Below are 14,880 nucleotides of genomic sequence, written 5' to 3'. Positions count from 1 at the left end.
ACAGCGGTGGTCTTTAAAGGAACTGGTGGTTCTCTACCTTGATTTCTTGCTTGATGAAGTCAATAAAAGAGCTGATCCGGCGTGAGGTACTGGCATTTTTGTAATACACCGCATGAACTGGCTGTTCAACATTATGCGTGTGTTCACTAAGCACGCCCACTAAGCGACCAGCTTGTCGGTCAGAGTAGGTCATAAAGTCAGACAGGCAAGCTATCCCCGCACCATGTAAGGCTAAACATCTTAGCGTCTCGCCATTATCAGATCTTAGGCTACTCATAATACGCAGAAGTTTGTTCTTATCATCCATGATCGGCCATTCCTTAAGATACTCCGGCTTGTTGAATCCAAGTAGCTTGTGATTGAGTAACTGATCTATTGAGGTTGGAGTACCATGTTGTCTTAAATACTCTGGACTCGCGACGATTCGAATCCGACTTTTACCAAGAAATATCGCGCGCATGGTTGAGTTTTGTAGCTCACCGATACGAAAAGCAATATCGGTTTTTGTTCCCAAAAGGCTAATATTTTCCTCATTGGAATTGAGATCGATTTCGACTTCCGGATACAAGCTCTGATATTTAGCAATGTGCGGCGTTAGTACGTGCAGTAAGAAGGGGGTAGCTGCGTTTATTCGTAGGAGGCCAGAGGGCTTATATTTCTGGCTTTTCAGTTGTGCTTCGGCATTCTCTACTGCTTCTACAATATGTCTGACTTTATCGAGGTATATCGTTCCTTCATTAGTAACATCTAACTTACGGGTTGTGCGATTTAACAAGGTCGTTTCGAGTTTGGCTTCTAGCCGAGATACCGATCGACTCACCGCCGAGACGGTCATCGATAACAGTTCAGCCGCAGAGCTGATTGAACCCGTATCGACCACGGCCATAAAGGTGCGCATTTCATCTAGAGTAGCTTTCATTGTTGAATATATTTCAAATTAGATTTGATTATTGTTAACTTTACGGAAAGTTTCTTGCGGCGTAAAGTTTTGCTTCGAATCAACTATAAAATCGATAATTCAGGAGATTTAGATGAAAGTACCATCATTTGGCGTCGGCACGTTTCGTTTAGAGGGTGAAGTAGTTAAGGATTCAGTCCGTAATGCGTTAGAAGTGGGTTACCGCGTAATTGATACTGCACAGATTTACGGTAATGAGGCAGAAATCGGTGAAGTATTGACAAAGTCCGGTATTGCACGTGATGAGCTATTCATTACGACCAAGATCTGGGTTGATAACATGAACACGGAACAACTCATTCCAAGTCTAAAAGAGAGCTTAGAAAAGCTAAATACAGATTATGTGGATTTGACCTTGATCCATTGGCCTGGCAATAACAATAACTTGAACGAATACATGGCTTCATTACTTGAAGCTAAATCGCAAGGGTTAACCCGTAATATTGGCGTATCCAACTTTAATATTGACTTGTTGCAACAAGCGATAGAAGTGGTCGGTAAAGAGAATATTGTTACTAACCAAATCGAACTTAGCCCTTATTTGCAAAATCGTAAGTTGGTCAGCTTCATGCAGGAAAACGATATTCAGGTAACGTCTTACATGACCTTGGCATATGGGAAAGTACTTGGGGACCCAACTATTGCAGGTATTGCTGAGGACTATCAGGCCACGCCAGCTCAAGTCGCGCTTGCTTGGGCTTTGTCAAAAGGTTACGCGGTGATCCCGTCTTCAACTAAACGAGAGAATTTAGCAAGTAACCTGAAAGCACTTGAACTTAATCTGAGTGAAGAGGCGATTGCAAAGATAGATGCGTTGGAAAGAAATGGCCGCGAAGTAAACCCTGAAGGGCTAGCGCCTGAGTGGGATGATTGAGTGAGTTTCACGGGAAATCATTGCCTAAATGACACCTCTGCAATCGCTGACTTCCTCAGCGTTTGACGGTAGTACAACACCATAGACGATAACGGCTCGCTTGTCTGACGATAGTGCGAGCTTTTATCTTTTTGGCCTATTAGTTTACTGTATTCTCCCGGCCTTCAATTTGGCCGGGAGACGTCATTTAGAGATCAGTTACCAGTCAATTGTAGAGCCATCAAATACGCGGAAGCTTCCGGATTGCTCAAGTGTTAGCTGTTCTGCGACCGAAACAATGCCTGCAACACTTTCCTCGGCAGAAAAGGTTGCGTCCTCACCGCCCATATCGGTTTTTACCCAGCCGGGATGAACTGCGACAGTTTTTACTCCTCGCGATTCGAGATTGCGTGCTGCTGATACTAGAACCTGATTAAGCGCTGCTTTAGATGCTCGATAACTGTACATGTTACCTGAACTGTTATCGCTTAAACTCGCAACTCGGGTTGAGATTCCCACGATGGTTTTGTGCTGACTTTTCGCAACGTTGTCTTGTAGGGCTTGAATTAGCAGGGCAGGTGCGACGGTATTTATGTTTAGTACTTCTAGCCATTTTTTCTGGGTCATTTCGCCAAGCTTTGCACACTCTTCGCCTAATACACCTGCATTAAGAATTAAATGATCGAGCGGACGATCCGCTAATTGAGTGGCTAACTGATCGATATCTTGTTGGTTAGTGACGTCTAGAGCCATCAGTTGAAGTTGATTAGATTGGGTTACTAGTTCATTGAGCTGCTTAGCATTTTCTGGTGAACGACAAGTTGCGATAACTTGCCAACCTTTTCCAAGGTAGTGGCGGACAAATTGCAAGCCTAAGCCACGGTTAGCGCCGGTGATTAATACAGTAGACATCGCTTCTCCTACGTTGTTGAGTTGAACAACGACCATATTAGAGGCGACGTATAAGCATGTAATCAAAACAGTATAAAAATGGCCTAGGATTCGACATTGTCAAATCTTAAAATTTGAGAAAGATGCTGGCAAAGTGTTTTAGCCTAGTGACCGTCAGTTCGGAGGCAGCACCGCTAACACCTGCAACAGCAACGACCTTACCATCCAAGTAAAGGGGGATCGCTAAGCAATTGAGGTTTGGCTCTGCCTCTTCTAAATCGAGTGCGTAACCTGATAATACAACCTGATTAAGTTCAGTTTCTAACGTGGGGGATATTTGGTTTTCAAGGCGTAATGTTCGACGAAGCTCATCATCAAAACTAAGAAAAACTTTGCCGATCGCAGATGTTGTGAGTCCTTCTCGTTTCCCTCTCGGGCTACGGATAGTAAGAGGGTTATCCTGCTCTATAGCATCGATATACAAGTACTCTTTAGCGCCACTTTGTACAGCGAGGTAAGCTGTGTTGTTAGTCACTTGGGCCATTTTTTTCAGCAATGGAACAAAATGTTGTCGGATAGCTTCGTTTTTTTGTTCAATCGGCTTAGACAGTTCATAGCATCTAAACCCTAGGCTGTAGCTATGGTTGTGTTTGGATACATATCCAAGAGAGTGTAGAGTCGCAAGTAACCCGTGAACAGTCGTCTTATTTAACTGGATCGCATTACTGATCGTCTGTAATGATAGGGGAGACTCACTCATCGAGAGCAACTCGAGGATTAGAAAACCTCGCTCTAGAGACTGAATGTTTTTTCTTGCCTTGGGCACAAAGACTCCTTGATGATGGTGTTGCATCTGAATGGCTTACTGATGCTTCCACCTATAACAAACCACTACGCTGGTGGTTTGGCTTTATTAGAGAATATACTCAGCACTTAAACTGATCGGCTCGTTGTATGCGTCCACAAGGGAGTTTTTTCCTTGCTTCTTAGCATTGTATAACGCTTGGTCTAATATCGAATAGAGCTCATCAAAGTTGGTGAGTGGCATTGAGGTTGATAGATAGGCCAGACTCGCAGATATATTCAATTGATGGTTATTAAGCGAATGTACACTCTTTTCTGAAATTGTTTTATGCAGACTTTGTATTCTAAAGGGAACGTCAATCTCATCGACGTTTTTCAATAGCAAGATAAACTCTTCTCCACCTAAACGACCCAAGTACTCTCCCTTATTAAGTTTAGTTTTAAGCGCTTTGCATACCTGTTGTAGTACTAAGTCGCCAGTCGAATGACCGTACTGATCATTAATCGCCTTAAAGTCATCTAGATCGATTAATGCTAGAACGTAGCGGAAGTCTCCTTCCGCTTTGGAGGTTTGGCTTTTAATCGTCTCTATAATTGCCGCTCTGTTTAATGCACACGTTAAGCTGTCTATTTTGGCTTTTAAGCGTGTTTGTCGCTGAACCATCAATGCCAGAGCGAGGAGAATCAATAAACAGAAAACAACAAAATTATAAGTGCGTTGTTGGTCTGTGAGTTTTTCAAACTGGTACTGACTTAGAAAAGTTTCGTTGTTCAACTGCGCGACTTGTAGATCATATTCATACTCTTTTTTAGTGAGATCTAGTGCCTCTAACGCCTTGATATTACTCGCGTCTCGGTTCGTTAGTTCAATCGTCGAGTAGGCCTTGTGATGCTCCAGTGCCTTTTTGTAATCATTTTGAGCTTGGTATGCTTTTGAGAGGAGTAATTGGGCTTGCGCTTGCAATAAGGGCCTAGCGTTTTTTACCGCTAATCTTAACGCAATTGTACCGTGTTCAATCGATTTTTCGGGTGTATGGTTCTTTAAATATGCCAATCCAGCAGCCAAATGACCCTCTGTTTCAAGGTGCGTATTCTCATAAGTTTGGGCAATGTTTAATGCTCTTCCAATGTAATCTACCGCGGTATCCAATTGCCCAGAATCGGCCAAAGCAGCAGATAACCCTAAATAGGTCAACCCTTGCCCGTATGGATAATGAAGTTGTTCGAGAATCGTTAATGCATTTTTGTAGTGGCTGATGGACTTATCGAGTTCTTTGGATTTTCTGTACATCGCTCCTAGACTATGTTCGACTTGTGCAACTTCAAGAGGTGTCCCTTCATCTTGGCGAACCAGTAGGGCTTGAATGAGATATTGCTCTGATTGTTCAAATTGCCCCAGCTCTGCAAGTAAATTGCCGACGTCATTGTAAATCCCTGAAGGATCGCTTTGCGTCGACATGTTGGCCATCAACTGTCGATACAAACTTAAGGCTTTTTCATAGTCACCGCGGTAATTGTAGTTATTTGCTATTACGCGCAAAGCAAGATCAACAGGGAAGTTTTCTTGATGCTTATGATTTAAGTGGCTCTCTAAGGATGAGCAATAAAAGTTTGCTTTGTGATAACGACCTTGTTGATTCAGCGTATAACAAAGTTGATAGTTCATCAGAGCCTTGCCTTCGGAATCGGATATTTTCTTCATTGTCTGTCGCAAAGAAGAAAAGCTATCTACTGAGGCCTCGTAACTACCATGCTTACGTTCATTTAAGGCAAGAATATATTCTGATTCTAATTGAGAAAAAGGGTTGTCTAAGACTTGACTGCTGCCGTAGTAAGGCTGATTTATGTTTGACATATATTCATAAATCAATCCACTTACGTAGAGCTTTTCGCTGTCCGATTTCGCTGTATGGTAGCGATCTTGAAGCATGCTCAATGCCGACTCAGGGTTGCTTCGTAGTGTAGTTTGGTAGACAGAGTGCCACTGTGTGATATTTTGGTTTGGTTCAATATCTTGAGTGTCGCTTGCATATACTGGAGTGAGCAAAAGTGACGCAAGCAAGGGATAGAGCACGCGCATGTTTAAACGAGCCTTTAATTTAAGGTGCCTTTAAAGTTGAGTTATCATAGCGCTTTTAACGCATCAGCGTTGTGATTAAGTTGGGTGTACTAAGAAAAAGAGTAGTAAAACTATGCACTTGGTCGAGATATTGAAAGAAGAGGCATAAAAAGAAAGACCTCAACATAAAGTTGAGGTCAGAAATCTTTAATCAATGTAAAGCTTTGCTAGATCTTGAGGCTCCATTTCTTTGCCTTCTAACTGATCGTTCCAGTTAGTTCCAACAAGAACACCATCTTCAGCAAGAGTCAAAAGCCAATCTTCAACAAAGATATCTAATGGGATTTCTAGTACAGTAAAATCTGCCCATTCTTCAACATTATGTGCTTCTGCATCTTCTTTAGAAGACCAGAAAGGCATGACTTCGCTGTTTTCGAATTCGGTTGAATCGCAAGATAGCCAACCTTCTTCATTGCGTAAACCCCAAACCAATTGGTTTTCTTTCGTTTCTGCAACAAAAAGGTCAAGGTTCGCTTGGATATCTGATGTAAGTTTGCTCATTTCAAAACTCTCGTTGGTATGACGTGGCTAGAGTAACACTAAAGTGCCGATTCCTAAAGCATAATACGGTTGTCGAAATGAGTAAAAATAAAGGAGCCGAAGCTCCTTTTCTGAGGTTAAGTATTCACTCGTTTTTGTTTGCTTTATGCTTGCAGAGCAGACAAAAACAGGTACTTTACCTTTCTGGAAGAGTTGTGAATATTGTCCACTCTCTTTTTATCTCGCCTTTGTAACCAACGACTGATGCGGTTACTCGACGATTTAAAGCATGGCTGACTTCATCGGTCCCTTGTTGTGCTAAGTGAGTGTCACCAAAACCAACAATGCGGACTCTACTCGGTTCGATGTCGTAGCTTAGTAGGGCTTCACGGACATTGCGTGCTCGTCTTTCAGAAAGATCTTGGTTGTGCTTTGAACCACCAACTTTACTAGCATAGCCGTGCAGCTCTATCGAAGTAGTAGGGTACTCTTTTAAAAAGTCGGAAAGCTCTCGGACTTGTCTTCTGAAGACTGGATTGATCTCATCAGAGTCGTTAGCAAAAAGTATCCGCACTTGCATGTTATCTGATGCTTTAATGTATTCTCCACAACCGTCGTTGTCGACCTCTGAGCCTTCAGGTGTACCTGGGCACATATCTCGAGCATTGATGACACCATCGTTATCGTCATCTTGCAAATCTGCTATTTGTTCTGCATTTGGTACAGGACGATACTCATATTCGTCTTCAGCAACAACGTGTTGAGTGATGGCGAGCATACCCAATGCAAATAGAATCTTCACTGGTTTCATGATCAGTACTCCACCTTTTCATTCCATTCTGTAGGTACATCGACACGCAAGGCATTTAACAATTGGCCAGTCGCGTTCATAACGCGGTACTTGGCGTACTGCTCTGAGTATCGAGCATCCAAGTAGTTCTTTCTTGCTTCGAAAAGTTCGTTTTCAGTATTTAACAAGTCCAGCAGAGTGCGTTTTCCAATGCGATACTGCTTTTCGTAGGCGATGACAGTTTCAGAGGCCGAATCTACGTGATCCGCTAGGAACTCTTTTTGTTGAAGTGTTAAATCTAACGCACTCCAAGATAGACGAAGACCTTCTTCTACTTGGCGGTATGCACGTTCTCTTAGGTCTTTTGCTTTATTTAGTTGGTAGGCAAAACTTTCAGCGTTGGCTACGTCACTACCACCGTTAAAGAGGTTGTAACGCATACGTAACATTGCTGTTGTCTCTTCGCTGCTTCCTTCGATACCGCTTGCATCATCACGCCATGTTTGAGCCGCTTCTACCGATATCGTTGGGTAGTAAGTTCCCTTAGATTGCTTGTATTGGAACTTTGCAGAGTCCACATCAGCTACCGAAATTTTGATTACTGGATGTGACTCGAATGCCAAGTCAATCGCTTCATCGATGGTGTAGGGAATAAAGTTTTGGTCCGCTCTTGGGAAAATCAATCCTTGTGGTGACTGTCCGACAAGGCGTGTAAAGGTGGTGTGGCTGTCATATAAGTTGTTCTGAGCTGCCACCAAGTTACCGTGAGCCTTTGCTAAACGAGCCTCTACCTGGGTTAGGTCTGCTGTAGAACCGATACCTGAGTTAACTCGCTTTTTAATGTCTTCATAGATCTTCTTATGCACTTTCAAGTTATTCTCGGAAAGTGTAAGAATTTCATAAGCTTTTACTGAGTCTAAATAAACTTTCGCGACCTCTAGAGCGGTGTCTTGGGCATCAGCTAGAAGTTGATAACGGACCGATTCAGCATCAGCTGCTGTTCGATCCATATCATTAAGTGTCGCTGAGCCATCCCATATTAGCTGGGTTAGTGTCACGGTGGCTTCTTTTCTTGTCAGATCGGTTGAATCTCGCCCTGACTCTGCGGGTTTGATTCCTTCGTAACCGATACCGGCATCTAAGTCTACGGATGGGAGGTAAGCACCACCAGATGCTTCATTCACATACTGCTTGCTAACGAATTCATTGAACGCACTTTTGATGTCAGGATTGGTTTTTAATGTGTTTTCAACCGCTTGCTCTAGCGTTTGCCCAAAAGCATGACTAGCGGTGAACATACCAATACAAAAGGCGTTGGCACGAGTCCACTTCACTGTGATTCTCCTAGATAATGGTAAAAATTCTCGAGGTGATAGGGCTTATAAGTGGAATACTTATAAGGGCGTCAATAATTTAGCGCACAATAACATTAATATGCGATGAAGTAACCTGTTGATTCGCTGTTCATTTGTTTCAATTTTGATAAATCAACCTACTAAATCTGCCTAAAAATTGAATTAAGATCTCAAATTAAACATGGAGGTAATGGCTAGAAACGAGAGTCCAGATTTTAATAAAATAAAACACTTATGCATCTGGATTCTTATTGATGTATGACACATAATTACTTTATTGAGCATCAAATTGCTGTTATTGCACTATATATTCGGGCAATATATAGCAAATTAGTATTGTTAGTCAAAAACTTGACAGTTATTTAGGGTTAAGGTTTATATGGATCGTACAGCATTAGTGCCACTCGGTAATCAAGTCGTCGTAATAGGTTTGGATGGGCAGCTGAGAGTCCTTGCAGAAGGACAGCAGCCTCTACCAGGTGAAGTGATAGTGGCAATGACAGATGCTGCGCCTCAAGACCTGAAAATTCAGCTTGCTCAAGAGCAAGGTTTAAAAGATATTTCAGACGATGTAGCACAGATTATTAGTGCTATTGAGCAAGGTCAAGACCCTTCTGCTATTGATGAAGAACTCGCACCTGCAGCGGGTGAAAATAGTGGCTCCAGTTTGCAAAATAGTGCCACGATTGTACGAGATGGTACTGAAGTGCTAGCCTCAACAAACTTTGAAACTATTGGCCTAGAATCCCTCGGCTTATCTGAAACACAAGCGTTGACCTTAAATGACTTCTTCACAACAGGTATCGAGACAAGTGGGGATGGCTCAAGTAAGCCACTTACTAATTCTCCAGTGACATTAAGCGCTGTTGAGGAAGATAGCGATCCAATCACGATAACTACTGAAGAATTACTATCGAATGTCAATATTGATGATGCCGATACTCTTGTCATTACAAACGTCACTATTGAGAGTGGGAATGGCACCTTAATTGATAACAGCGATGGCTCTTGGACTTACATCCCAGAAGCTGATGATGACACTGAAGTGTCATTCTCCTATGACATCATTGATGATGATGGTGGTGTTATTAATGGCACTGCTAACTTAGATATTACGCCTGTTAATGACGCGCCAATAGCAACTAATGATGCGATTCAAACTGACGAAGATTCCCTGGTTGTAATTGATGTGCTCGCTAACGACAGTGATATTGAAGGTGATGATTTAATCATTACCTCTGCTTCTGTACCAGAAGAGCAAGGTATCGTTGAGATTATCGATGGTAAGCTTGTTTTCACTCCGGCTGAAAATTTCAACGGTAATGCAACGATTAGCTACACCATCTCAGATGGTGAGTTAGAGGATGAAGCTCAAGTTTCGGTAACAGTAAACTCAGTTAACGATGCGCCTATTGCCTCTAATGATACAACAATTACAGAGGAAGATAGCTCAGTAACGATTGATGTCCTGCCAAACGACACCGATATTGATGGTGATAAGCTGTCGATTGAATCAGCGTCTGTGCCGAGTGACCAAGGTTCTGTCGAAATTATTGATGGAAAACTGGTGTTCACACCGGCTGAGAACTTCCATGGTGACGCTGTAATCTCTTACACCGTGACCGATGGTTCGCTGACTGACCAAGCGACGGTCAACGTCACCGTAAATGCGGTGAACGACACGCCTGTGGTTGAAAGCAGCATTGCAGACCAAGCCTTGGCGGAAGACTTTACGCCATACAGCATCGATCTAAATACCGCTTTCAGCGATGTGGATAACGTGGATGGCGAGTTAACGTTTAGCGTCTCTGGCAACAGCAACGTGTTGGTGTCGATTGAAAATGGCATCGCGACCATTAGCCCAACGGCAGACTGGAACGGCTCTGAAGCGCTGACCTTTACTGCCGCCGATCCAAGCGGCGAGAGCGTTAGCCAAACGGTGAACTTCACGGTAGCGCCTGTGGCGGACATCGTGGCAGATAAAGCGACGGTTGTGGAAGACACACCAACCATCATTAAGGTTTTAGATAACGACACGTTCGAAGGCAACGATAAAGTGGTGTCGCTGGATACCAATCACGGCCCAGCCAACGGCACGGTCTCGGTCAACCCGGATGGCAGCGTCACTTACACACCAAACGACAACTTCCACGGCACAGACAGCTTCATCTACATCGTTACGTCCGGTGGGGTATCAGAGTCCACCACGGTGAACGTCGATGTGACGCCAGTGAACGATGCGCCAGTGGTAAACGATGATACCGCTGTTACTGACGAAGATACACCAGTGACGATTGATGTTCTGCCAAACGACACCGATATTGATGGCGATACGCTGTCTATTCAATCAGCTTCCGTACCTGAAACACAAGGTACAGTTGAGATTGTTGACGGCAAACTGGTGTTCACACCGGCTGAGAACTTCCATGGTGACGCTGAAATTACTTACACGATTACGGATGGTGCACTGACTGACCAAGCAACGGTCAACGTCACCGTGAATGCGGTGAACGACACGCCTGTGGTTGAGAGCAACATTGCAGACCAAACCTTGGCGGAAGATTTCACGCCATACAGCATCGATCTAAATACGGCCTTCAGCGATGTGGATAATGTTGATGGCGAGCTGAGCTTCAGCGTTTCTGGTAATAGCAACATTCAAGTGGCGATCGTCAATGGCATTGCTACGTTCACTCCAACCGCGGACTGGAGCGGCTCAGAAGCATTGACCTTTACGGCTACCGATCCAAGCGGCGAGAGCGTTAGCCAAACGGTGAACTTCACGGTAGCGCCTGTGGCGGACATCGTGGCAGACAACGCGACGGTTGTGGAAGATACGCCAACCATCATCAAGGTCTTAGGTAACGACACGTTCGAAGGCGACGACAAAGTGGTGTCGCTGGATACCAATAACGGTCCAGCCAACGGCACGGTCTCGGTCAACCCGGATGGCAGCGTCACTTACACGCCAAACGACAACTACCACGGTACAGACAGCTTTACCTACATCGTCACTTCCGGTGGGGTATCAGAGTCCACCACGGTGAACGTCGATGTCACACCAGTCAATGACGCGCCAGTGGCGACCAATGACAATGCCGTTACTGACGAAGACACGCCAGTGACGATTGATGTCCTGCCAAACGACACCGATATTGATGGTGATACGCTGTCTATCCAATCAGCGTCTGTACCTGAAGCACAAGGCACAGTCGAGATCGTTGACGGCAAGTTGGTGTTCACGCCAGCTGAGAACTTCAATGGCGACGCCGAAATTACTTACACCATCACCGATGGTGCACTGACTGACCAAGCTACGGTCAACGTCACCGTAAATGCGGTGAACGACACGCCTGTGGTTGAAAGCGGCATTGCAGATCAAACCTTGGCAGAAGACTTTACGCCATACAGCATCGATCTGAATACCGCTTTCAGCGATGTGGATAACGTGGATGGCGATCTGAGCTTCAGCGTCTCTGGCAACAGCAACATTCAAGTGGCGATCGTCAATGGGATTGCTACGTTCACTCCAACGGCAGACTGGAACGGCTCAGAAGCGCTGACGTTTACTGCTACCGATCCAAGCGGTGAAAGCGTTAGCCAAACGGTGAACTTTACGGTTGCGCCTGTGGCGGACATCGTGGCAGACAAAGCGACGGTTGTGGAAGACACGCCGACCATCATCAAGGTCTTAGGTAACGACACGTTCGAAGGCGACGATAAAGTGGTGTCGCTGGATACCAATAACGGTCCAGCGAACGGCACGGTCTCGGTCAACCCGGATGGCAGCGTGACCTACACGCCGAATGACAACTACCACGGTACAGACAGCTTCACCTACATCGTCACCTCCGGTGGGGTATCGGAGTCCACCACGGTGAACGTCGATGTCACACCAGTGAACGATGCGCCAGTGGCAAACGATGACGCGGCAACAACACAAGAAGATACCGCTGTCACGATTGATGTCCTACCAAACGATACTGACATCGATGGCGATACGCTGTCGATTGACTCGGCATCTGTGCCGAGTGAGCAAGGGACAGTCGAGATTGTTGATGGAAAACTGGTGTTCACACCGGCTGAGAACTTCAATGGTGACGCTGAAATCTCTTACACCGTGACCGATGGTTCGCTGACCGACCAAGCGACGGTCAACGTCACCGTGAATGCGGTGAACGACACGCCTGTGGTTGAAAGTAGCATTGCAGACCAAACCTTGGCGGAAGACTTTACGCCATACACCATCAATCTAAATACGGCCTTCAGTGATGTGGATAACGTGGATGGCGAGTTAACGTTTAGCGTCTCTGGCAACAGCAACATTCAAGTGGCGATCGTCAATGGGATTGCTACGTTCACTCCAACGGCAGACTGGAACGGCTCTGAAATCCTAACGTTTACGGCCACCGATCCAAGCGGTGAAAGCGTCAGCCAAACGGTGAACTTCACAGTAGCGCCTGTGGCGGACATCGTGGCAGATAAAGCGACGGTTGTGGAAGACACACCAACCATCATTAAGGTTTTAGATAACGACACGTTCGAAGGCAACGATAAAGTGGTGTCGCTGGATACCAATCACGGCCCAGCCAACGGCACGGTCTCGGTCAACCCGGATGGCAGCGTCACTTACACACCAAACGACAACTTCCACGGCACAGACAGCTTCATCTACATCGTTACGTCCGGTGGGGTATCAGAGTCCACCACAGTGAACGTCGATGTGACGCCAGTGAACGATGCGCCAGTGGCAAACGATGATACCGCTGTTACTGACGAAGACACGCCAGTGACAATTGATGTTCTGCCAAACGACACCGACATTGATGGCGATACGCTGTCTATCCAATCGGCTTCCGTACCTGAAACACAAGGTACAGTTGAGATCGTTGACGGAAAACTGGTGTTCACACCGGCCGAGAACTTCCATGGTGACGCTGAAATCTCTTACACCGTGACCGATGGTGCACTGACCGACCAAGCGACGGTCAACGTCACCGTGAATGCGGTGAACGACACGCCTGTGGTTGAAAGCAACCTCGCAGACCAAACCTTGGCGGAAGATTTTACGCCATACAGCATCGATCTAAATACCGCTTTCAGCGATGTGGATAATGTGGATGGCGAGTTAACGTTTAGCGTCTCAGGCAACAGTAATGTCAATGTCTCAATAGAAAATGGTATTGCTACGTTCACTCCAACCGCAGACTGGAACGGCTCAGAAGCGCTGACCTTTACGGCCACCGATCCAAGCGGCGAGAGCGTTAGCCAAACGGTGAACTTCACGGTAGCGCCTGTGGCGGACATCGTGGCAGACAACGCGACGGTTGTGGAAGACACGCCGACCATAATTAACGTCCTAGGTAACGACACGTTCGAAGGCGACGATAAAGTGGTGTCGCTCGATACCAACAACGGTCCAGCTAACGGTACGGTCTCGGTCAACCCGGATGGCAGCGTGACTTACACGCCAAACGACAACTACCACGGTGCAGACAGCTTTACCTACATCGTTACGTCAGGTGGGGTATCAGAGTCCACCACGGTGAACGTCGATGTGACGCCAGTGAACGATGCGCCAGTGGCGACCAATGACAATGCCGTTACTGACGAAGACACGCCAGTGACGATTGATGTCCTGCCAAACGACACCGATATTGATGGTGATACGCTGTCTATCCAATCGGCGTCTGTGCCGAGTGAGCAAGGGACAGTCGAGATTGTTGACGGCAAGTTGGTGTTCACGCCAGCTGAGAACTTCCATGGTGACGCTGAAATTACTTACACGATTACTGATGGTGCACTGACTGACCAAGCAACGGTCAACGTCACCGTGAATGCGGTGAACGACACGCCTGTGGTTGAAAGCAACATTGCAGACCAAACCTTGGCGGAAGATTTTACGCCATACAGCATCGATCTGAATACGGCCTTCAGTGATGTGGATAATGTTGATGGCGAGCTGAGCTTCAGTGTCTCTGGCAACAGCAACATTCAAGTGGCGATCGTCAACGGTATTGCTACGTTCACTCCAACCGCAGACTGGAACGGCTCAGAAGCATTGACCTTTACTGCTACCGATCCAAGCGGTGAAAGCGTTAGCCAAACGGTGAACTTTACGGTTGCGCCTGTGGCGGACATCGTGGCAGACAAAGCGACGGTTGTGGAAGACACGCCGACCATCATCAAGGTCTTAGGTAACGACACGTTCGAAGGCGACGATAAAGTGGTGTCGCTGGATACCAATCACGGTCCAGCGAACGGCACGGTCTCGGTCAATCCTGATGGCAGCGTCACTTACACGCCAAATGACAACTTCCACGGGGCAGACAGCTTTACCTACATCGTTACCTCCGGTGGCGTCAGTGAGTCCACCACGGTGAACGTCGATGTCACACCAGTGAACGATGCGCCAGTGGCAAAAGATGACGCGGCAACAACACAAGAAGATACCGCTGTCACGATTGATGTCCTACTAAACGACACCGACATCGATGGTGATACGCTGTCTATCCAATCAGCGTCTGTGCCGAGTGACCAAGGTACAGTTGAGATTGTTGATGGCAAATTGGTGTTCACACCAGCTGAGAACTTCAATGGCGATGCTGAAATCACTTACACCGTTACGGA

At 46.0% G+C, this 14,880-nt stretch carries 9 protein-coding genes; 2 read left to right on the top strand and 7 right to left on the bottom strand.

All coding sequences use genetic code 11. The features are described 5' to 3' along the window. Positions 1–13: 13 nt before the first annotated feature. A complete protein-coding gene (locus tag R7P69_RS21960) occupies positions 14–919 on the bottom strand; it encodes a LysR family transcriptional regulator (protein WP_005377343.1) in 906 nt (301 codons plus the stop codon). Between the two features lie 112 nt (positions 920–1,031). Here R7P69_RS21960 and dkgB point away from each other — a divergent pair, with 112 nt between their 5' ends. Then, positions 1,032–1,832, top strand: a complete 801-nt coding sequence (dkgB, locus tag R7P69_RS21955) for a 2,5-didehydrogluconate reductase DkgB (protein WP_213961103.1) — start codon at positions 1,032–1,034, stop codon at positions 1,830–1,832. A gap of 198 nt (positions 1,833–2,030) precedes the next feature. Here dkgB and R7P69_RS21950 read toward each other — a convergent pair whose 3' ends face one another. The 6 genes from R7P69_RS21950 to R7P69_RS21925 form a co-directional block, all read right to left on the bottom strand. Next, the gene (locus tag R7P69_RS21950; RefSeq protein ID WP_054575005.1) at positions 2,031–2,723 is read right to left on the bottom strand and encodes an SDR family oxidoreductase; all 693 of its coding nucleotides are present in this window, start codon (positions 2,721–2,723) and stop codon (positions 2,031–2,033) included. Between the two features lie 106 nt (positions 2,724–2,829). Next, complete coding sequence (locus tag R7P69_RS21945; RefSeq protein ID WP_054575004.1) at positions 2,830–3,528, bottom strand: IclR family transcriptional regulator; 699 nt, start codon at positions 3,526–3,528, stop codon at positions 2,830–2,832. 87 nt (positions 3,529–3,615) lie between these two features. Then, complete coding sequence (locus R7P69_RS21940) at positions 3,616–5,586, bottom strand: diguanylate cyclase domain-containing protein (RefSeq protein WP_238951936.1); 1,971 nt, start codon at positions 5,584–5,586, stop codon at positions 3,616–3,618. A gap of 186 nt (positions 5,587–5,772) precedes the next feature. Further along, positions 5,773–6,126 (bottom strand): DUF2750 domain-containing protein, encoded by a 354-nt coding sequence (locus R7P69_RS21935; RefSeq protein ID WP_005377352.1) that lies wholly within the window; start codon positions 6,124–6,126, stop codon positions 5,773–5,775. A 175-nt stretch (positions 6,127–6,301) separates the two neighbouring features. Next, positions 6,302–6,916, bottom strand: coding sequence for an OmpA family protein (locus R7P69_RS21930; protein WP_005377354.1), 615 nt, complete (start codon positions 6,914–6,916; stop codon positions 6,302–6,304). Between the two features lie 2 nt (positions 6,917–6,918). Then, positions 6,919–8,229, bottom strand: a complete 1,311-nt coding sequence (locus R7P69_RS21925) for a TolC family outer membrane protein (RefSeq protein WP_017635971.1) — start codon at positions 8,227–8,229, stop codon at positions 6,919–6,921. A gap of 400 nt (positions 8,230–8,629) precedes the next feature. On the opposite strand from R7P69_RS21925, the gene R7P69_RS21920 reads away from it, so the two are divergent. Then, positions 8,630–14,880, top strand: a 6,251-nt coding sequence (locus R7P69_RS21920) for a tandem-95 repeat protein (RefSeq protein WP_318121691.1), incomplete at its 3' end; no start/stop codon positions are given.

The sequence above is a fragment of the Vibrio sp. 661 genome (genome assembly GCF_033339315.1).
In the GTDB taxonomy this organism is placed as follows: Bacteria; Pseudomonadota; Gammaproteobacteria; order Enterobacterales; family Vibrionaceae; genus Vibrio; species Vibrio alginolyticus.
This window is presented reverse-complemented; position numbering and strand designations above follow the sequence as displayed.